General features: G+C 55.0%; 21 protein-coding genes. 10 read left to right on the top strand and 11 right to left on the bottom strand.

Annotated elements, in window-relative coordinates:
* The first annotated feature begins 142 nt into the window (after nucleotides 1-142).
* Nucleotides 143-1270, top strand: a complete 1128-nt coding sequence (locus CYR32_RS10410) for an alpha/beta hydrolase (protein ID WP_101824333.1) — start codon at nucleotides 143-145, stop codon at nucleotides 1268-1270.
* 156 nt (nucleotides 1271-1426) lie between these two features.
* Nucleotides 1427-2608, top strand: coding sequence for an MFS transporter (locus tag CYR32_RS10405; RefSeq protein ID WP_101824332.1), 1182 nt, complete (start codon nucleotides 1427-1429; stop codon nucleotides 2606-2608).
* A 144-nt stretch (nucleotides 2609-2752) separates the two neighbouring features.
* Here the strand turns inward: CYR32_RS10405 and CYR32_RS10400 are convergent, their stop codons facing one another.
* Entirely contained in the window at nucleotides 2753-3232 is a 480-nt protein-coding gene (locus CYR32_RS10400; RefSeq protein ID WP_101824331.1) for an Hcp family type VI secretion system effector, read from the bottom strand.
* Nucleotides 3233-3468: 236 nt separating this feature from the next.
* Complete coding sequence (locus CYR32_RS10390) at nucleotides 3469-4161, bottom strand: hypothetical protein (RefSeq protein ID WP_101824329.1); 693 nt, start codon at nucleotides 4159-4161, stop codon at nucleotides 3469-3471.
* A gap of 480 nt (nucleotides 4162-4641) precedes the next feature.
* Here CYR32_RS10390 and hiuH point away from each other — a divergent pair, with 480 nt between their 5' ends.
* Nucleotides 4642-5052 (top strand): hydroxyisourate hydrolase, encoded by a 411-nt coding sequence (gene hiuH / locus CYR32_RS10385; RefSeq protein ID WP_101824328.1) that lies wholly within the window; start codon nucleotides 4642-4644, stop codon nucleotides 5050-5052.
* Between the two features lie 174 nt (nucleotides 5053-5226).
* Here hiuH and CYR32_RS10380 read toward each other — a convergent pair whose 3' ends face one another.
* Nucleotides 5227-5697 carry a hypothetical protein gene (locus CYR32_RS10380; protein ID WP_101824327.1) on the bottom strand — a complete coding sequence of 157 codons (471 nt, stop codon included), beginning with the start codon at nucleotides 5695-5697 and terminating at the stop codon, nucleotides 5227-5229.
* 422 nt (nucleotides 5698-6119) lie between these two features.
* Between CYR32_RS10380 and CYR32_RS10375 the strand changes: the two genes are divergently transcribed.
* Nucleotides 6120-6335, top strand: coding sequence for a YegP family protein (locus tag CYR32_RS10375; RefSeq protein WP_101824326.1), 216 nt, complete (start codon nucleotides 6120-6122; stop codon nucleotides 6333-6335).
* 448 nt (nucleotides 6336-6783) lie between these two features.
* On the opposite strand, the gene CYR32_RS10370 is transcribed toward CYR32_RS10375, so the two are convergent.
* Nucleotides 6784-7653: a GntR family transcriptional regulator gene (locus tag CYR32_RS10370; RefSeq protein ID WP_101824325.1), complete on the bottom strand. Its 870-nt coding sequence runs from the start codon at nucleotides 7651-7653 to the stop codon at nucleotides 6784-6786.
* A 220-nt stretch (nucleotides 7654-7873) separates the two neighbouring features.
* Between CYR32_RS10370 and CYR32_RS10365 the strand changes: the two genes are divergently transcribed.
* From CYR32_RS10365 to CYR32_RS10355, 3 genes are read left to right on the top strand one after another with little or no spacing between them, the layout of a single operon-like run.
* Complete coding sequence (locus CYR32_RS10365; RefSeq protein ID WP_101824324.1) at nucleotides 7874-8287, top strand: cupin domain-containing protein; 414 nt, start codon at nucleotides 7874-7876, stop codon at nucleotides 8285-8287.
* 28 nt (nucleotides 8288-8315) lie between these two features.
* Nucleotides 8316-9386, top strand: a complete 1071-nt coding sequence (locus CYR32_RS10360; RefSeq protein ID WP_101824323.1) for an isocitrate/isopropylmalate dehydrogenase family protein — start codon at nucleotides 8316-8318, stop codon at nucleotides 9384-9386.
* Nucleotides 9387-9401: 15 nt separating this feature from the next.
* A complete protein-coding gene (locus CYR32_RS10355; RefSeq protein WP_101824322.1) occupies nucleotides 9402-9593 on the top strand; it encodes a tautomerase family protein in 192 nt (63 codons plus the stop codon).
* Nucleotides 9594-9644: 51 nt separating this feature from the next.
* On the opposite strand, the gene CYR32_RS10350 is transcribed toward CYR32_RS10355, so the two are convergent.
* The 6 genes from CYR32_RS10350 to CYR32_RS10325 form a co-directional block, all read right to left on the bottom strand.
* Nucleotides 9645-11054, bottom strand: a complete 1410-nt coding sequence (locus tag CYR32_RS10350; protein WP_101824321.1) for a 6-phospho-beta-glucosidase — start codon at nucleotides 11052-11054, stop codon at nucleotides 9645-9647.
* A 135-nt stretch (nucleotides 11055-11189) separates the two neighbouring features.
* On the bottom strand, nucleotides 11190-12062 hold the full coding sequence (locus CYR32_RS10345) for an ROK family protein (protein WP_101824320.1): 873 nt from the start codon (nucleotides 12060-12062) through the stop codon (nucleotides 11190-11192).
* A gap of 30 nt (nucleotides 12063-12092) precedes the next feature.
* Nucleotides 12093-13526, bottom strand: a complete 1434-nt coding sequence (locus CYR32_RS10340; protein WP_101824319.1) for a 6-phospho-beta-glucosidase — start codon at nucleotides 13524-13526, stop codon at nucleotides 12093-12095.
* 30 nt (nucleotides 13527-13556) lie between these two features.
* Nucleotides 13557-13901: a PTS lactose/cellobiose transporter subunit IIA gene (locus CYR32_RS10335; RefSeq protein ID WP_420912830.1), complete on the bottom strand. Its 345-nt coding sequence runs from the start codon at nucleotides 13899-13901 to the stop codon at nucleotides 13557-13559.
* The gene (locus tag CYR32_RS10330) at nucleotides 13898-15214 is read right to left on the bottom strand and encodes a PTS sugar transporter subunit IIC (protein WP_101824318.1); all 1317 of its coding nucleotides are present in this window, start codon (nucleotides 15212-15214) and stop codon (nucleotides 13898-13900) included. Before CYR32_RS10330 ends, CYR32_RS10335 begins: the two co-directional genes overlap by 4 nt.
* The gene (locus CYR32_RS10325; protein WP_101824317.1) at nucleotides 15214-15534 is read right to left on the bottom strand and encodes a PTS sugar transporter subunit IIB; all 321 of its coding nucleotides are present in this window, start codon (nucleotides 15532-15534) and stop codon (nucleotides 15214-15216) included. Before CYR32_RS10325 ends, CYR32_RS10330 begins: the two co-directional genes overlap by 1 nt.
* Before the next feature lie 301 nt (nucleotides 15535-15835).
* Here CYR32_RS10325 and CYR32_RS10320 point away from each other — a divergent pair, with 301 nt between their 5' ends.
* Together CYR32_RS10320 and CYR32_RS10315 are read left to right on the top strand one after the other, a co-directional pair.
* The gene (locus CYR32_RS10320; RefSeq protein WP_101824316.1) at nucleotides 15836-16852 is read left to right on the top strand and encodes a LacI family DNA-binding transcriptional regulator; all 1017 of its coding nucleotides are present in this window, start codon (nucleotides 15836-15838) and stop codon (nucleotides 16850-16852) included.
* Nucleotides 16853-17070: 218 nt separating this feature from the next.
* Nucleotides 17071-18099: a tyrosine-type recombinase/integrase gene (locus tag CYR32_RS10315; RefSeq protein ID WP_101824315.1), complete on the top strand. Its 1029-nt coding sequence runs from the start codon at nucleotides 17071-17073 to the stop codon at nucleotides 18097-18099.
* A 94-nt stretch (nucleotides 18100-18193) separates the two neighbouring features.
* On the opposite strand, the gene CYR32_RS10310 is transcribed toward CYR32_RS10315, so the two are convergent.
* On the bottom strand, nucleotides 18194-18601 hold the full coding sequence (locus tag CYR32_RS10310) for a (R)-mandelonitrile lyase (protein ID WP_241523803.1): 408 nt from the start codon (nucleotides 18599-18601) through the stop codon (nucleotides 18194-18196).
* A gap of 201 nt (nucleotides 18602-18802) precedes the next feature.
* Between CYR32_RS10310 and CYR32_RS10305 the strand changes: the two genes are divergently transcribed.
* On the top strand, nucleotides 18803-19699 hold the full coding sequence (locus CYR32_RS10305) for a LysR family transcriptional regulator (RefSeq protein WP_101824313.1): 897 nt from the start codon (nucleotides 18803-18805) through the stop codon (nucleotides 19697-19699).
* The last annotated feature ends 121 nt before the right edge of the window (nucleotides 19700-19820 follow it).

Here is a 19820-nt window from a genome sequence, read left to right as displayed (position 1 = left end):
AACAATAAGACATTAATCCTAGCAGTTTTTCCCCTCTAATCAGCACGATTACCGCTGGCTACAATGGGCGCATTGCAATAACGCAACGCTGTGTTGTCCGTATCAGACCGGTAAATACCACCTATTTTCAGGGGAGCGAGTGATGAGGGCTTTCACCAGAAAACTGTCAGCTGCCATGCTGCTATGTGCGTCATTAAGTGGAGTTACAACGATGAGTTATGCCGATACACCCAACCCAAACGCGCCTGTCTCAATGGTCGGAACATGGGATAAAACCTTCGCGGAAAGCACGAAGGTAGATCACCGTAAGGTGACCTTCCGGAACCGTTACGGGATCACCCTGGTCGGGGATCTCTACCTGCCCAAAGATCGGGGCGATCGCAAGCTGGCGGCCATTGCCGTAAGCGGCCCCTTCGGCGCGGTCAAAGAGCAGTCCAGTGGCCTCTATGCGCAGACGCTGGCTGAAAAAGGCTTTGTTACCCTGGCGTTCGACCCCTCCTATACCGGCGAAAGCGGCGGCTACCCGCGCAATGTCGCCTCCCCGGACATTAACACCGAGGATTTCAGCGCGGCGGTCGATTTTCTGGGCTTACAACGCGAGGTGGATCGTCACAAGATCGGGCTGCTTGGTCTCTGCGGCTGGAGCGGTATGGCGCTAAATGACGCCGCGATGGACACGCGCGTTAAAGCGGTGGCGACCAGTGTTATGTACGACATGAGCCGTGCGATGGGGCATGGGGTGGGCGACGGTAAAGACAGGTATTCAACGGTCGACCGCCGTGCGGTTTTGCATTACCTGAACGAGCAGCGCTGGAAGGATGCGGAAAACGGCACGTTCGCGCCCGGCGGGCATGATATTTATGTCGATGATAAAGGCAACGTTACTGCGTCCGCACGTATTCTGCCGGAAACATTACCCGCGAACCCCAACCCGGTTTTGAAAGAGTTTTTCGATTATTACCGGATGCCGCGTGGCTTCCATGCCCGTTCCGTCAACTCAACCGGCGCATGGACTGCAACGACGCCGCTGTCGTTTATGACTATGCCGCTGCTGAGCTATGCAAAGGAGATCACTATCCCTGCGCTGGTCGTGACCGGTGAAAAGGCGCATTCACGCTATTTTGCTGAAGACGCCTATCAGGCGCTCGGCAGCAAAGAGAAAGAGCTGGTGATTGTCCCGGGGGCAAACCATGTTGATCTCTATGACAATGCCGCCGGTAAAATACCCTTTGCCACCTTTGAGCAATTTTTCAAAACCAATTTGAAATAAACCGTTAAGCCGGAAACCTTAATCACGCCGCCTGGCTTTTGCGGGCGGCGTTTACCCCGCCTTTTACGCCTGTCCGCGTTTTTTGGCGTTATTTTATGAATAACGTCTGCCTGGCTGTATCTGACACCCGCTGGGCAATATCCAGAGAAGATAATTATGTCCACCACGAACGTTAAAACATCATGCAGTAAAACAGACGCACACTGGGGCGGCGTATTGGCCATGTCGCTCTGCGTTTTTATCCTGATCGCATCGGAGTTTATGCCGGTCAGCCTGCTGACGCCCATTGCCGCGGATCTGCACGTTACGGAGGGGCTGGCCGGTCAGGGGATTGCCCTGTCCGGGGCACTGGCGGTGCTGACAAGCCTGACTCTTTCCAGCATTGCCGGGAATATGAACCGCAAACACCTGCTGCTGGGACTGACGCTCCTGATGGCTGTGTCGGGCGCGCTTATCGGCCTGGCGTCAAGTTACCTGGGTTATATGGTGGGGCGCGCCCTGATCGGTGTCGCCATCGGTGGGTTCTGGTCACTGTCAGCGGCCATCGCCATTCGCCTGGTGCCCCGGCATCAGGTACCCCGTGCACTGGCCATTTTTAACGGTGGGAATGCACTGGCAACCGTCGTCGCGGCACCGCTCGGCAGCTACCTGGGGGCAACGGTGGGCTGGCGGGGCGCCTTTTTATCGCTCGTGCCGCTGGCGATCGCTGCGTTCATCTGGCAATACCTGAGCCTGCCGGCGATGGAAAGCGATAAAGCCCACAAGCCGCGTGGGCCGGTATTTCATCTGTTCAGATTCCCCATCGTCTCAACCGGCCTGTTGGCCTGCGGATTATTCTTTATGGGGCAGTTTGCCCTGTTTACCTATGTCCGGCCGTTTCTGGAGACGGTGACCAGAGTCAACGCCTCCGGCCTTTCCTTAATTTTGCTCGCTATCGGTGTCGCGGGGTTTGCCGGCACGTTGATCATTACGCCATTTCTGAACGCCAGGTTCTACCAGACGTTAATGATTATCCCTTTGCTGATGGCGACGATTGCCGGAGCCTTACTTCTGGCCGGGCAACACCCCTGGGCGGTTGCCGGACTGCTAAGCCTGTGGGGGATGCTTGCGACAGCAGCCCCCACAGGCTGGTGGACATGGCTGGCACGGACGCTGCCCGAAGATGCTGAGGCAGGCGGAGGCCTTATGGTCGCGGTTATCCAGCTCTCGATTGCGCTTGGTTCAACGGCAGGAGGGGTGCTGTTTGACCGCCTTGGATGGCAAAGCGCATTTGGCCTGAGTGGCCTGTTACTGCTGAGTGCAGTCGCGATGACGTTTTTTACATCTTACCAACGCTAGCGAAACCATTTTCCGGATCATAACCAGGCATGCGCGCTGCCATGCGTTGGGCAGAGCGCATTAATGCCCCGATCACAGCACTGTACGTGAAACCGGAATCCGAGTATGAGAGGCGACATTAGCCTCCTCTGGTGCCCTGCGTTATCAGGCACAACAACGATCATTCCACGAATCACGATAAAGTATATTTCCCTCCGTATACTTCCAGGTGATTGCCTCATAACGTAATTCGAGCGTTTCAAGGTGAGTACGACTCATACCGTTAGGAGACAGATATGGCGCAATCGTAGTGCACTTGACGTTTTCCAGGATAATATTGAAATACTCGGATTCAATACCTGATTCCAGAATACGGTACATCTTAATTATCGCTTTCTTCATCGTTCGGCCTTCGCAAACAACGCGGTACAGTATTGGTGTTGTCTGATCAAATTCTTTCACTATCGTGATAGGGCGATGAACGCGCGTACCTGTGAGTTTTCCCCAGTTCGGATCCACCGGGATAGTTACACCGTGGGAGAATGATTTTAATTCGATAGAACCTATGCGCCGCGGCATTAAACAACTGCCAACAATAGGAGAACCATTTTCATCTTCAAGCCATAAATGTGCGGGAGTAGACATACAATATCCTTATAATTAAATGTTAGATAACGCTAATTTTAAAAAAACTATTTCATGTAACGCCCAAAGATAATTAGCATAAATACGAGAAAAACAGGTACAGGCCATATAGGACCATTAGGGAAAATTTGTACCAAGACGACTGCAAATAAGAGAGTTAATAATGCAGGGCTATACATTGAAAATAATGACTTAATCAGCCGGTTAAAAAATCTTCTAACAAAGTTCATCATGATTTACCGAATCATCTTAGTGATGATGTCTGCAATATCACTATCCGATGCCCATTGCGCGGTAAGTGCCTCAGCCCGCTCAAACAGCGGTTCGATCAAGAAGTACATCATCTCCAACTCTTGGCCATATAGCGCGACATAGTAAGCGGGGTACATAAAGTGGAGGCGACGTGCGCTATCTGCAGCTTTTTGAACGACACCATATATACCAAGTGACGCGATTCCTCTTGATGACCAGTTGCCTACTAACGCGCTAATTTCAAGACTTAAATTCATACCAATAGCGACGGATGATGCCATTGCTAAAGCAAACCCTACGTTTGTGAGTGAACTGGCAGCAACATGAACATTCACTGTCATTAATGTTTGTTTTATTTGTTCTATCTGATCATATGTTTTGTATCGGAATGTTTCTTCAAAGTAGATTTTTAGCATTTCATAAATAACATCTTCACGTCTCAGAATATGATAAATTCCCTTGGAGAACCGGATGTCCTCGATCTGTTGTCTTTGACAGACGTCCTGATATTCATCAGTAAAGCAGGATATGTAATAAAGCGCGCGCGTTGCGCCTGCACCTATCGTTTTAACCTGATTTGATACAGATTTTCCTACATCTGTTAATGCGTGGTCGAGTTTTAATGACAGAATTTTATTAGCCTGCAGATAACTGATAATTTCATTGCTGTAGTACATAACCGGCCCTTGTTGGTTTTTAGTTAAAATTTTAATTTTTCCGCGGAGAAATGACGGGTAAATATTTATTTGTTAAACTGAAAGTACCCTAACAAAATTGCTGGGTTTTTAATTTCTGATTTCGTGCATCTTGCAAAGCTTTTTTGGTGTTCATCAGAAAATGTTGATTATTTCCCTCGCATTTTCTCTTAAATAATCCGATGCGCCCCTCTCTCTGCTCCATGCATCAGGAAATGAAGTATTTATGTTCTGAAATGAACATAGGCCGGTAACCCGTGGCATACAACAGCAATCAGCGTAAGGATTGATTTCAGTCAATAGGTAGGTTTTAAGCGCCGTGCCTGAAGCATTTACACACCTATAGCCGGAATACCCCGGCGTGTACCCCAGCCACTCTGACATTTTTGTCATGCTGGCGTCAGGTGTTTGACCCTGGTTCCCGGTTATAACAAGGGAAACATTCAAACAGAGGGATTCACGATGAAACACTATTTACATGCGGCGGCCCTGGCGCTCGCCCTTACCGCTTCGGCCACTGCGATGGCGGCAGAGCAAAACCTGTTAAGTGTACATGTGCTGAACCAGCAGACCGGTAAACCGGCCGCCAATGTTGAAGTGACGCTGGAACAGAAGCAGGAGGCAGGCTGGAAATTGTTAAACCAGGCTACCACTGACCGGGACGGGCGCATCAAACAGTTCTGGCCTTCGCAGCCGGCAGCCGCCGGGGATTACCGCGTCGTGTTCAAAACCGGGCGCTATTTCAGCGAGCAAAAACAGGAGAGCTTCTTCCCGGAGATCCCGGTGGAGTTTCATATCAGTAACACCGCCGAGCATTATCACGTGCCGCTGCTGCTGAGCCAGTATGGCTATTCAACCTATCGCGGCAGCTGACCGCGCCAGAACGGTGCCTGACAGGGGCGGCACTGTGGCGCACGCGTCTACCCGTACGCGCTCTTACCCTCAGCCCGCTCTTGTAACCAGATAACCGGGCAGGAGAAGGCCTGGCAGAGCCAGCCCGCCTTGCGGCGGGCTGAGAGAGGTCAAAAAGGCAGGCCCGGCGCGCGGTTACGCGAACTCATAAATGTATTCAAAAAACGTATCCTCCCTGAACGGCATCACTTTCTTTTTCTTGCAGCAGTCAATCAGGGCCCACTCGTCAAAATCGGCCCGGCTGTCGTTGAGCCGGCATTCAAACAGGTTCTTCTCCTCATTCTTCATCAGTAATGACACAATTAACCGCCCCTTAACCCCGCCAAAGCAATACATCCCCAGCGGGGTAATATGGAGATGTTTATCGTCGTTAATCAGCGTCATCCCAGGGATCTGATAAATGACATCTGGCGCTACCTGCTCGGTCAGGCTGTTTTCCCAGGTTTTACATCGGATAGGGGTGTCACGAAACCATCGCTCAACCGTATCCAACAGGCGCTGGGTCTCTTTTTTGTAGAAGAGAATGTCATCCTGCAGGCTGTCATTTACCGATTTCTTTCGGGCACTGCTGCCCAGCTTCTCAAAGAATTTATTTTGTGCAGACATTATCCTCTCCTTCCCATAATAAGAAACAGTGAATGTACGGACAGGTATCATTAAGCGATATTCCCGGCCGCGTTATGTCATGTCCTGATTCTGTATGCAATGAAATGATAATCCCCCGGTATGATTTATCAATTCATCCCGTACCTGGGCATACTCACTTTACATCCTTGGGTAAAAGTATAATTACCCTGCATTCACATCGTTGAATACGGAAGCATTTTGATGAGAATTATGGTTTTTTGTGTTTATTTTTAGAAAAATGATGGGGGATTTACAGGCGGGACGCGAGTTAAACGTTCTCATTTTTTATCAGTTTCATCAGGGAAACTGGAGGGTTAATAAAAACACGACCATGCTTATTTTACCGCTTCGCTTGGTTTATAGGAGCGGCAAAATAACCCTCTACTCAAATAAGGATGGCTATGAAGCAGTCAGGACTCGCCTATTTTTATATCTATCAGGACACCCGCCAACGATGGAACTGGCGCCTTATGTCACGGAACGGGCATATGATTGCAGTGAACCCCAGCGGCTATGACGATCTTACTGCCTGTAAAGAGGACATAAAACAGATGACGCTTGATACCTCAATGGCCGTGTGTGTAGGAGATACCCACTATATGAGGCTCGATAACTGAGCCGTGTGTTTCATTGATAAAAGGGTATACCCGTTTTCCGCGATCCCGCGAAAAGCGGGTAGTGTGTTCTCATATTCCTCATTTTAACGGCCTGAACCCTGTTTCAGGCCACGCCCACCGGAAGTGCCACGGTACAAAAGGCCTTTATTGTTAACAGGGGGTTGTCATGTCGCCCTCTATTTGCGCGGCCGCTTTTATCCTGCCCGGTAAATATCACGATTTATGTGCATAATAGGTTTTTAGTTACAGCATACTTTTTGCCTGAAACCCAGCATCACTATGCGTCTCCGCATAGTGCTAAGCCGCCTTTTCGTTCACGACCGGCGCTGATGGGGCAGTTCTGTTAAGTGCCTGCGCTCGCTATCAGAAAATAGGTTTTGCGTTTCAGGGTTTTTGTTACCTCAAAGACCCGGAAGGGGGCTGACCCTTGCGCCTTATGCATCGGGTTCTAATTGAGTTGTTTCTCACGCGAGGCGTTAGAGAGGTGCATCCGCATGTAGTCCGATGCTGCTTCCTGCTCGCCCTCCAGCAGCAGGTTAATCAATACCAGGTGCTCTTTGCAGCGGCGCAGGGCCTGGTCACGGTCCACGGCTTTGGTGTACTCCATCAGGCGGCGCACGCTGTTCAGGCGGCGCAGGGCGTCAAGGATAAACATATTGCCGGAACAGGCCGCGATAGCTTCATGGAGCCGGGCGTTGGCATCAAAAATCTGGGCGGGCGTCACGGAGAAGATGGCACCGTCGCACAGCCAGGCCTGCTCTTCCCGGCATTGCAGGATACGCGCCTCATCCAGCCGGAAGGTGGGTTCGAGTATCCCTGCCGGCTCAATAATTTTCCGGAAACGGTAACTCTCGTTGTAGGCACTGCCGGAGGATATCGGCTCAGCGAACAGCCAGCCGTGGCCGGGCAGGCGCTCAATCCACCCCTCATGGTGGATGCGCATCAGAATGTCATTCAGCAGGCTGCGCGTGACGCTGTAACGGCGCATCAGCTCGTTCTCGGTCACCTTCTCCGGCAACTCACCGTTGAGCCGGTCATCAGCGATCCTGAAGTAGATCTCATCGGCATTGCTTTTCACCGGCTCGATAAAGGGCGGGCAGGCGAGCGCCCCTTCCGCCACGACATAGCCGCCTTCGGGGTGGCGGCTGATCAGGGCGTCGTCAGCCATTTTGGCCAGGGCAGCGCGCACCGGCGAGCGGGAGACGCGGAGATGCTCAGCCAGGGCGCGTTCCGGCAGACGTGCGCCGACCGGCAGCGACTGGCTGGTTATGTAGTGAATAATGCTTTGAACCAATTGCGTTGACAGCGTCTGGGGCATAACCGCTCACCCTGTGAATAGCAGATGGCCAACTTTACCCTGAGAGCGTGAAATCCGTAAATTTGTTACCACGGCCCAGGTGTGATGCGGGTAGCAAAAAGGGGCGGCGTCCGTTTTCCTGTTACTCTTTTATGGTACTTTGATTTAACAATATACCATTAAAGGGCCGTAACCGTACCCAGGCGCGTGATGGGCCCTCTTGCCAGATAAAGGAATGCGCATGATGAAAACTGAATCGAATGCCTATTTATTGCACCCGGCGGATATCAAAAAGTATGACCGCGGCGGCGGTGCCAGCACCACTCCGCTGGTGACGGCAGGCATGGGGGCCAGCGCCTTTATCACCGGTTATACCGAGTTCGCCGGTGGGGCGAAGATCCCGTTCCATTTCCATAACTGTGAAGAGAGCGTGCTGCTGGTGGAGGGCAATGCCATTTTTGATATTGATGGCCGGGAATTCGCTGTCCGGCCGCAGGATGTCACCTTCATCCCTGCGGGCGTGCCCCACCGGTTCAGAAACGCATCTGAGACCGAGCCGATGAAGATCATGTGGATCTACGGCTCACGGGACGCCACTCGCACGCTGGTTGAGACCGGCGAAACGCGGCCGGTTGCGGCAGAACACAAACGTTAATCCGTCAGAGTAAGGTAAGGAAAACGTCATGAAATTTCTCGTTCTGCCGGGGGATGGCATCGGCCCTGAAATCATTGAGTCCGCCGTCGCTGTGTTAAAAGAAGTTGATAAAAAGCATGGCCTCGGTATTGAGTATGACTACCAGGAGATCGGCTTCGCCAGCCTGGAGAAATATGGCACCACGCTGCGCCCGGAGCTGCTGGAAAGCGCACGCACTTATGAGGGGATCCTGCTGGGCACCATTTCCCACGCCGATTATCCCCCGCCTGACAAAGGCGGCATCAACGTCTCCAGCGCGTTCCGCGTCGGGCTGGATCTCTACGCCAATGTGCGCCCGGCCCGGACGCGCCCTTATATCCCCAGCAACCTGCGGGAAGGCAAAAGCATGGATCTGGTGATCATGCGAGAGGCGACAGAGGGCTTTTACCCCGACCGCAACATGTCCCGCGGCTGGGGGGAGGTGATGCCGACGCCGGACATGGCGCTCTCGACCCGTAAAATTACCCGCCACTGCTCTGAGCGTATTGCCCGCCGCGCCTTTGAGCTGGCGGCCAAACGCAGGAAAAAAGTCACGGCCATTCATAAGGCGAACAGCTTCCACATGACGGATGGCCTGTTCCTGGAAGCGGTGCGCCATGTGGCGAAAGCGTTCCCGGAGGTCGAACTGGACGATCTGCTGGTGGATGCCTCCACCGCGCATCTGGTGCGCAACCCGGAGCGCTTCGATGTGCTGGTGGCCACCAACTTCTATGGCGACATCCTCTCTGACCTGGCGAGTGAGCTGTCCGGCAGCCTGGGGCTGGCCGGTTCGGTGATGGCGGGTGACCACCAGTGCTGCGCCCAGGCGCAACACGGCTCCGCGCCGGACATCCAGAATCAGGACAAAGCCAACCCGGCCTCGATGATCCTCTCCGTCGCGATGCTGCTGGAATGGATGGGCGAGAAAAAAGCGCTGCCGGTCTGGGCAGAGGCGGGCGCGACCCTCCATCACGCGGTGGAAAAGGTGCTGGCTGATCCCACGCACCGCACCCGTGACCTGGGCGGCAGCACCGGCACCCGGGCGTTTACTGCGGCAGTGATTGCGCAGATCCACCAATAAAACAGGGAAATGACGATGCCTGAGATTGTGGTGTATGCGGTAGAGGGCCGTTCTGCCGCGCAAAAGAAAGCGTTGATGGTCAACATCACCGAAGCGGTGGTGGAGACGTTAGGGGTTGAAAGGGATCGCGTGGTGGTCTCGATTATCGAAACCAACGCGGAAAATAAGGCGCGCGGCGGCGTGCTCTACAGCGAGCGGAAAAAATAACCGGGGGCGCGTTCTGCCGCCTCACGAGGAGGCGGCAGGGCAGGGCTGCCGTCAGGCATGGGCTTTCCGGTCAGCGAGCAAGGTATCGACGAACGCCACGACGTCCGGCTTCTCCTGTTCGATCTGCGCGATTTTCTCCGCAAACTTCGGCAGGTACGCTTTGTGCGCGTAGAGCAGCTCATCCAGCACCTTGACCGCGGTGTCGCCCGCCGGGATAAGCGGGTTGATGGTGAAGGCGTGCAGGGCAGCACCGTAATCGCCGGTGACGGCGGCTTCAATCACCGTCTCTTCCATCGCTTTCATTAACTGGATCATCCCGCGGGCAGCAGGTGGCAGCGCCCCCCAGCGCAGCGGCTCCGGGCCATGTGAGGTAATGGCGGCGGTGATCTCTACCACGCAATCAAACGGCAGGTCAGCAATGGCACCGTTGTTGCGGGTGGAGACCACCATCAGTTTGCCGCTGTTATTCTGGATAGACGCAATCAGGTCACAGGCTGCGTCGCTGTAATGCGCGCCGCCGCGCTGGCTCAGCTCTTCAGGTTTGTAGTTCAGGTTAACGTCCTTATACAGCTCAAACAGGCGTGCCTCGGTTTTTTTCACCACCTCCGCGCGGGTTTCGTAGCGCTCGAATTCGTCGATGGCGTGGGCCAGCATCGGCTCCTGCAGGTAGTAGTAGCGATGGTAGCCGCACGGCAGCAGGCCCAGATGTTTCACCTGGTCAAAGTGGAACGGGATCTGGTGGATGTTTTTCAGCCCTTCGTCGGTTCTCTCCTGCTGCTCCGGCGAGTAGATTTTCTCAATCAGCTCGGCGGTGCGCTCATTGCCCTGCTGGTCCCAGACGCGGTGCCAGTGGAAGTGGTTAAGCCCGGCAAATTTGAAGTAGAGATCTTTCTCCTCTTTCCCCAGTACTTTGCACGCCTGGGTAATATGGCCGAAGGGCACATTGCACAGCCCGACCGTTTTCTCCCATTTGCCGTACTTAATCGCCGCTTCTGTGACCATCCCCGCCGGGTTAGTGAAATCCACCAGCCAGGCATTGGGGCATAATTCGCGCATATCGTCGATGATGCCGAGGATCACCGGAATGGTGCGGAACGCTTTGAAAATACCGCCCGCGCCATTGGTCTCCTGGCCCATCAGGCCGTTGGCCAGGGGGATCACTTCATCTTTCAGGCGGGCATCCAGCAAGCCGACGCGGAACTGAGTGGTGACGTAGTCCGCATTTTTCAGGGCTTCCCGGCGGTCCAGCGTCAAATGCACCTGCCAGTCCAGCTTCGCCGCGGCGATCATCCGCTTCGCCATATTCCCGACGATTTCCATCTTCTCGGCGCCATCGTCAATATCAACCAGCCACAGCTCGGCAATCGGTAATTGATCTTTGCGCAGGATAAGCCCTTCAATCAGTTCCGGCGTATAGCTGGAACCCCCACCGATGGTGACAATCTTGATCTTATTTGACATAGGGTATCACTCCATTTGGTTTCAGTGAGGTGAGGGCGCGGCCGCGCCGGGCAGCCGTGCGCCTCACCGGGTGGATGCTATTTTCCTGAACATGGCGAAACAGATAAAAACAGCCTGCCGGGCAGGCTGGAAAGGTTACGTGTGCTGGTTAATATAGTGCCGTGCCGCCCCTAAAAGGCCGGCGCTGTTTCCGTGCTGCGCGCCTTTTACCTCGGCCGGGAGGTTATACCATTTCAGATGCTGGTTAATTTCTTCCAGGAATTGCGGGCGCTCCGTAATACCGCCGCCGAGGAAAATACATTCCGGGTCGAAAATATGGGCGAGGTTATGGATGCCCGAACAGATGTCCTGCATAAATTGGTTCACCAGGCGGCAGCAGACCACATCGCCCTGATCATAGAGGCCGAAGATCTCCTCGCCGGTTACCTCTTCCGGCGCTTTCCCGACCTGGCTGGCGTAGCGGCGGCGCAGGACGGTCAGCGTGCAGGTCTCATTCATGGTGGACTTCATCAGCCGGTCGCCGCCGGGGCGTTCGCTGAGGAGGTAACCGAACTCGCCCGCGCGGAAGCGGTGGCCGTTCACCAGTGCGCCGTTACAGAAGATCGCGCCGCCGATGCCGGTGCCGATGGTCATCATCAGGAAATTGTCCATCTGCCGGGCGCGGCCCAGCCAGCGTTCGGCCAGCAGCGCACAGTTCGCATCATTCTCCGCGCTGACCGGCAGGCCGGTCTTGTTTTTCAGCCAGGTGGTGATATCGAAATGGTCAAAATCACGAATCGCGCCGCCCATGGTAATAAAGCCGCTGTGCGGGTTGATATAGCCGGGCACGCTGATGGCGATGCCTTCAGATTCCGGGTGCTGTTTCAGCCAGCCCAGAATGCCTGCAAGAATGGCGTCGCCGGAGCGGTGGGGAATATCCTTTTTATCTTTGTGCAGAATATCCCCTTGCCCGGTCACAATCCCCATTTTCAGCGACGTACCGCCAATATCAAAGGCTGCTATTTTCATGCTCCGCTCCTTACTGGCCGCTGACAGGCTTCAGAGTGACTCGCCGCGGGTCGCGATGACGTTCTTATACCAGTCAAAACTTTTCTTCTTCGAGCGGGAGAAGTCGCCGGTCTGGTCATCGTTGCGGTTCACATAGATAAAGCCGTAGCGCTTGCTGTACTGGCCGGTGCCGAACGACACGCAATCAAGGCAGCCCCAGGGGGTAAAGCCCATCAGGTCGACGCCGTCTTCCAGCACCGCTTTTTTCATCTGGACGATGTGCTCACGCAGGTAGGAGATGCGGTAGTCGTCATGGATCTCGCCGTTTTCCGTGACCTGGTCGACCGCGCCAAAGCCGTTTTCGACAATAAATAACGGCTTCTGGTAGCGTTCATACAGGGCATTCAGCGTATAGCGCAGGCCCACCGGGTCAATCTGCCAGCCCCAGTCGGAGGCCTGCACATAGGGGTTTTTGCGGCTGCCCGGGAATGCATCCAGTTCCTTGTCGCCCCCGGCGGCGCTCGCGTACTCCACCGCGTTGCTCATGTAGTAGCTGAAACCGAGGTAATCGGTGCAGCCTTCACGCAGGGTCTGCGCATCTTCCGGGGCCATCTCAATATTGAAGCCGCGCAACGCCCACTCTTTCAGGATGTAGGAGGGGTACGCGCCGCGCATGTGCACATCGCCAAACAGGTAGCGCTCCTGCATCGATTTTTGCGCGTACATCACGTCGTCCGGGTTACAGGACCACGGGTAGAGCGGCACCATGGCGAGCATACAGCCGATTTTGAAGTCCGGGTTGATCTGGTGGCCGAGCTTCACCACTTTCGCGCTGGCAACAAACTGGTGGTGCAGCACCTGGTACATCACTTCTTCAGGCTTTTCATGGTCGGTGAAAATCACGCCGGAGTTGCTGTAGCCAAACAGCGGCCTGCGCCAGTTACGCTGGTTGTTGATCTCGTTAAAGGTCATCCAGTATTTGACTTTGCCCTTATAGCGCCGCATCACCACGTCGCTGTAACGCACAAAGAGATCGATGAGTTCGCGGTTGAGCCAGCCGCCGTACTGTTTGACCAGGTGCAGCGGCATTTCGAAGTGGGAAAGCGTGATCACCGGCTCGATGCCATATTTCAGCAGCTCATCGAAGACGTCGTCATAAAATTTCAGCCCCGCCTCGTTGGGTTCCGGCTCATCACCTTGGGGGAAGATGCGCGTCCAGGCGATGGAGGTGCGGAAACATTTAAAACCCATCTCCGCAAACAGGGCGATGTCTTCCTTGTAGTGGTGGTAAAAGTCAGTGGCCAGGTGGTTCGGGTAGTGTTTACCCTCGACGATGCCGTCGGTAATTTCACGCTCGACCCCGTGCGCGCCGCCGGTTAAGACATCCACAATGCTCGGGCCTTTTCCGCCCTCTTTCCACCCACCTTCAACCTGGTGTGCCGCCACGGCACCCCCCCAGAGAAAATCAGCCGGTAACGTCGACATAATCCATCCTTTTCTGTGATTAACAGCGTCTTAATGCGTTTGGGTTTTTGACAGTTCCTGCACTTCGCGGTGCAGGTAGATCAGCTCTTCCACCAGATCGCGGCAGAGCATCGCGTTCATCAGGTGATCCTGCGCATGGACGAGGATAAGGCTGACGGCGATCTTGCCGCAGCCCTCATCCGCGCCGATCAGGGCTGTCTGAATCTTATGGGCCTCGCGGGCGGCGGCGCTGGCGTTTTCCAGGTACTCATCCGCCTCGGCCCAATGGTGTTTTCTTGCTGCCTGAAGTGCCTGCATGGCGGCCGAACGCGCCTCACCGGCATGAATGATTAACTCCATTACCGTGCTTTCCAGTTCCTGCATCTCTTCCATCATTTCGCCTCCGCGACCAGGTTTTCATTCACCATCTCAGCTTCTTGTGCCAGCAGCTGGCGTTCGTACATTTTGAAGAACGGGTAGTAAATCAGCGTGGATAAGCAGATCAGGAACGCCACCAGCAGCACGGCGCGCCAGTCCCAGCCTGTTGACCAGGCCGCGCCAATCGGGCCGGGAGTGGTCCAGGGGGCCAGGGCGATCACATGGTTGATCAGGTCGGTGCGGGTGGCCGTCCAGGCAATCACGGCGTTGATCAGCGGTGTGGTGATAAACGGAATAAACAGCAGCGGGTTCATCACCACCGGCGAACCAAAAATGATCGGCTCATTGATGTTAAACAGGCCCGGCACAAAGCCGAGGCGGCCGATAGAACGCAGGTGCGCGGAACGGCTGCGCAGGTAGAGGATCACCAGCCCCATGGTGGCGCCCGAGCCGCCCACGGTGATAAAGAACTGCCAGAACGGTTCGATAAAGATTTTCGGGATCTCCTGGCCGGCGTTTAACGCCTCCTGGTTCAGCCCCAGGTTGCTCAGCCAGAATGCCTGCAAAATCCCGCCGACAATCGCCGCACCGTGGATGCCGGCAAACCAGAGCAGGTGGCAGAGCAGCACCGCAATCAACACCGCCGGCAGGGAGTCCGCTGCGGAGATAATCGGCGCAAACACCGACATAATCGCCTGAGGGATCAACAGTCCGAAGTGGTTCTCAATAAACAGGTTCAGCGGGTAAAGGGTCAGGAAAATCACCATAATCGGGATCAGCAGGTCAAACGACTGCCGGATCTTCGGCGGCACCTGCTCCGGCAATTTGAAGCCGATGTTGAACTTCACCAGCAGGTGCATCACTTCCGTACAGTAGAGGCTGATCAGAATGGCGGTGAAAATGCCTTCCCCGCCCAGGGACGCCACAGAGAGCGTGCCATCTTTCTGTGGCGACGCCACCACCAGGAAGGCCATCAGCGACAGCAGTGCCGCCATCAGGCCGTTCATCTTGTAGCTTTGTGCCAGGTTGTAGGCGATGGCACCGGTAATAAAGATCGACATGATGCCCATGGTCATGTTGTAGGGCATCATCAGCTGGTCGTTATACTGTTTGATGATGCCCAGCCACCACTGGGCAAAGCCCCACTGGCTGTTTTCACTGAAGGGCGGGTGGGAGAACAGCAACATAAATGAACCCACAATCAGGAAAGGCATGGAGGCGATAAAGCCATCCTTAATCGCCACCACATGCCGCTGCGAAGAGAGTTTCGCGGCAATGGGGCTGATGCGGTTCTCAATCACTCCAAATAAGGAATCAGCCAGTGTGCTCATTACGCCCCCTTATTGGCATCAATCAGGGCGAGTGCTGACGTCAGGATCTTTTCCCCATTCAGCATGCCGTAATCCATGGTATTAATCACGGCGACCGGTTTTTTATATTCCTGCGCAACGCGTTCGAAATCCGCCAGCTTATATTTAATCTGCGGGCCGAGCAGGCAGCAGTCATACTCTGCGATGTGACGGGTAAACTCTTCCATGCCGACGGCATTAATTTCCGCCTCCACGCCCCGCTGTGACGCGGCTTTCTGCATTTTTTGCACGACCATACTGGTAGACATACCTGCGGAACAGCACAATAGAATTTTCATCATGATATCCTCCGTTTTTTTAACTATGTACGCTTTACGCCGTGCGTCTGCAACCGGTTACAGATTCGTTTTGTTTCTTTTGTGATCCATAACTCAAACCTATGAATCCTATTTTCAGTGCCGATAGAAGATTAATCTGATACCGGTTACAGATTATTTTTCAGGGAAATCATCCTATTTACGCAACGCGGCACCGGGCTTATTATCGGCGTTCTGCGCCTGGTGTTATCCCTTACCGGAAATGGTCATTTTTCAACGGTGGATTTTGCGTTACAATGCCGGGGGACGCTGAAAAGGAAGCTGAATGACTACGATGCTCGATGTTGCAAAACGCGCCGGCGTTTCGAAAGCAACCGTTTCACGGGTGCTGGCGGGGCACTCTTATGTATCGAAAACCGTGAGAGACCGGGTGATGCTGGCCGTGGATGAAATGGGTTACCGGCCCAACCTGCTGGCCCGGAACCTGGCAACCAACCGTTCGCACAGCATCGGTTTGATGGTGCCCAATACGCTTTACCACGGCCCCTTTTTTACAGAGCTTTTATTTCAGGCCGCGACATTAACAGAGCAATTAGGCTCCCAGCTCGTGTTGGCGGACGGTAAACACAACGCAGAACAGGAACGCCAGGCGATTAATTTTCTGGTGGACAGCTGCTGTGATGCCGTGATTATTTACCCCCGCTATTTAAGCGTTGAGGATATTGACGCCTTAATCCCGACCATCAGTAAGCCATTAATTGTTTTAAACCGCCGGCTGAAAAAATTCCCGCAATATTCCGTCTGTGCCGATCATGAAAACGATACGCTGAATGCGGTAAACCATTTAATTTCAAAAGGGCACAGGGAGATCGCCTTTATCAAAGGCATGGGCAGTTCCCACACCGGGCAGAGCCGTTTAAGGGGTTATATTTCCTCGCTCGCCGGGAATGGCCTGGAATATGATGAAAACCTGATTCTGGAAGGCTGCTGGACGAGTGAAAGCGGCCGCCGCGCGGCTGAAGAGCTGCTCGCAAGAGATGTCACCTTCTCGGCGATTGTCGCCAGCAATGACGATATGGCGATCGGCGCTGCCTGCGCCCTGCATGCGGCGGGCCTCCGGATCCCCGGCGACATTTCGTTGCTCAGTTTTGATGATATCCCGGTCGCGCCCTTTTTTATCCCTTCCCTGACCACCGTCCATGTCCCGATGGCGGAGATGGTGTCAAGCGCCCTGATGCAGTTGTCCAACATGCTGGACGGGGAGGAGGTCGCCCCCCTCTCCCTGATGCCGGGGCAACTGATTATCCGGGATTCCATCGCCGACGGGCCGTACGCCCGGTGATAACGTAAAGGGTAAACTATTTCAAAATGGCGCGGCCTACACGCCTGTAACTTTATATAATGGGACTTATATAAAGTTATTATCCCCGCTATACTTACTCCATCAGGCGTCTAATCCACCTGATCGCGCTACGTAAAATCTGCAAGGCAAGGCCCCTGCTTAGGCTTTAGATTTCACGTAGCGACACCCTCACAAAAAGGCGAAAAAACAGGCGTGTTATGTCAAAGATAACCTCGTCCCACGGCATGTTACCGGCACTCTCCGTTGAGGAAGAGATCGCCGCGCGGCTCCGGGAATTTGTGCAGGATAAAGAGGCTTTTTCGCCGAATACCTGGCGGCAACTGCTGAGCGTAATGCGCAGCTGCCACCGCTGGTCACAAGAACACCAGCGCACGTTTTTGCCGATGGCACCGGGTGACCTGCGGGATTACCTGACTTTCCTGCAAACCGCCGGGCGGGCGTCGTCGACCATTTCTACCCATGCCTCGCTGATCTCGATGTTACACCGTCACGCCGGGCTGCTGCCGCCGAACGCGTCACCCTCGGTATCACGCACGATGAAGAAAATTAACCGCGTGGCCGTGGTGACCGGCGAGCGCACCGGGCAGGCGGTGCCGTTCCGGCTGGCCGATCTGAGGGTATTGGACAACGCGTGGTCAGGTTCAGCGCGCCTGCAGGATCGGCGCAATCTGGCGTTTCTGCATGTGGCCTACAGCACGCTGTTGCGGGTCAGTGAGCTGGCGCGTCTGCGGGTCAGTGACGTCACGCGCGCGGAAGATGGCCGCCTCATTCTGGATGTCGGCTACACCAAAACCATCGTACAGACCGGCGGGCTGGTGAAGGCGCTCAGTACGCTCTCTTCCCGGCGCCTCACTGAGTGGATCACTCTGGCGGGGTTGGCCGGCGAGCCGGATGCTTACCTGTTCTGCAAAGTCCACCGCATTAACAAAGCGATCGTGAACACCTGCAGCCCGCTCACTACCCCGGCGCTGGAAGCGATCTTCGCCCAGGCGTGGCGGGCCGCCGGGCAGGGCAAAAAGGTGAAGGCGAATAAAGATCGCTATCTCGGCTGGAGCGGCCACAGCGCCCGCGTCGGTGCCGCGCAGGATATGGCGCAACAGGGGTACAGCGTTGCGCAGATCATGCAGGAGGGCACCTGGAAAAAACCGGAAACCCTGATGCGCTACATCCGTAACGTCGATGCGCACAAAGGCGCGATGGTAGACCTGATGGAGAAGCAATCGTAAGACTTTTTGCCCCACCCGATTTTCAGCCATAAAACCGCATCAGGTGCCCTGATGCGGATATGGCCGGCGCACAGCATACATGCGCCGCCCCGCCTTACCCTTTTTCCGCAGACCTGTACTGCTCGTCGCTGACCTTCTCCAGCCAGTCAACGACTTTGCCGTCCTGCGCTTCGGCAATGGCGATGTGGGACATGCTGGTTTCAGGCGCGGCGCCGTGCCAGTGTTTCACACCGGCCGGTATCCACACCGTGTCACCCGGCCGGATCTCCCGTACCGGCCCTTCCCACTCCTGTACCAGGCCGCGGCCGGCAGTGACAATCAATGTCTGGCCCAGCGGATGCGTATGCCAGGCGGTGCGGGCCGAGGGTTCAAAGGTCACGGTCGCGCCGCCGATGCGGGCAGGCTCCGTCCCCTGGAACGGGGAATCGATCCGGACGGTGCCGGTGAAATAGTCCGCCGGGCCTTTGGCAGAAGGTTTGGCGCCGCTTTGCATAATGGTGATCATGGGTGAGTGCTCCTTTGAATAAACAGCGGAAACAGAAAGCGCAAGGGAGATAGCAGCAACGGCAAGTCTCTTCATCGGGTCTCCGTTTATCAGTATGGGATACAGATGCCGGTCATGGCGACATAATGCAGTGTAAAACCCGTGGGATTGGTTGATAAGATGGGCAAATCTGAACGGCTATGTGCACAGGATGCAACAATGACCTATGAAAACCTGAATGATCTGCGCGCCTTTCAACTCGTCGCGCGTGAAAAAAACTTCACCCGCGCCGCCGCACAACTCGGAATGTCCCGTTCGGGCCTGAGTCACGCCATTACTGCGCTAGAAGCGCGGCTGGGGGTCAGGCTGCTGACGCGCACCACCCGCAGCGTCTCCCTGACCGACGCAGGCACGCGGCTCTATCACACACTGATGCCGATGTTAAGTGAGCTGGACAGTGAACTGGCTTCCCTGCGCGCCCTGAGTGAAAAACCTGCGGGCACCGTACGCATTACCGCACACGATCACGCGATCTCCTCTGTGCTCTGGCCGCGGCTTCAGGCGCTGCTGAAGCAGTATCCGGATATTCAGATTGAGCTGAGCGTGGACTATGCGCTGACGGATATCGTGGCGCAGCAGTTTGATGCGGGCGTCCGGGTTGGTGACGTGGTGGACAAAGACATGATCGCTGTCCGCATCGGCCCGGACTTTCACATGGCGGTGGTCGGCTCGCCGGACTACCTGAACGGGAAAACAGAGCCTGATACCCCCGCCGGGTTAACGGCGCACCAGTGCATCAACCTGAGGCTGCCGACACACGGGGGGCTTTACGCCTGGGATTTTGAAAAAGAAGGGAAAACACTCTCTGTACGTGTGCAGGGGCAAGCGGTTTTTAACAACACCTACCTGATGCTGCAGGCAGCACTGGATGGCCTTGGGCTGGCCTATATCCCACTGGATCTGGCACAAGACCACATTGCATCCGGCCGCCTGATCCCCGTTTTGAAAGCCTGGTGGCCCTGTTTCCCCGGCTATCACCTCTACTATGCCAACCGGCGGCAGATGGCCCCGGCCCTTGCTGAAGTGATTGCCGCGCTGCGGTATCCGGCAAGGTAGACAGCGGCCGTGGGTATGCCCTGAGCGTATCATTATGACTTCATACTGATGAAGTATTACTTGTGAAGTGTGAATTAATCATCCTGATTTACGTCTCAGTTCATACTTATGAAATGTGAGG

Source organism: Chimaeribacter coloradensis (assembly GCF_002858715.1).
Classification (GTDB): Bacteria; Pseudomonadota; Gammaproteobacteria; order Enterobacterales; family Enterobacteriaceae; genus Chimaeribacter; species Chimaeribacter coloradensis.
This window is presented reverse-complemented; position numbering and strand designations above follow the sequence as displayed.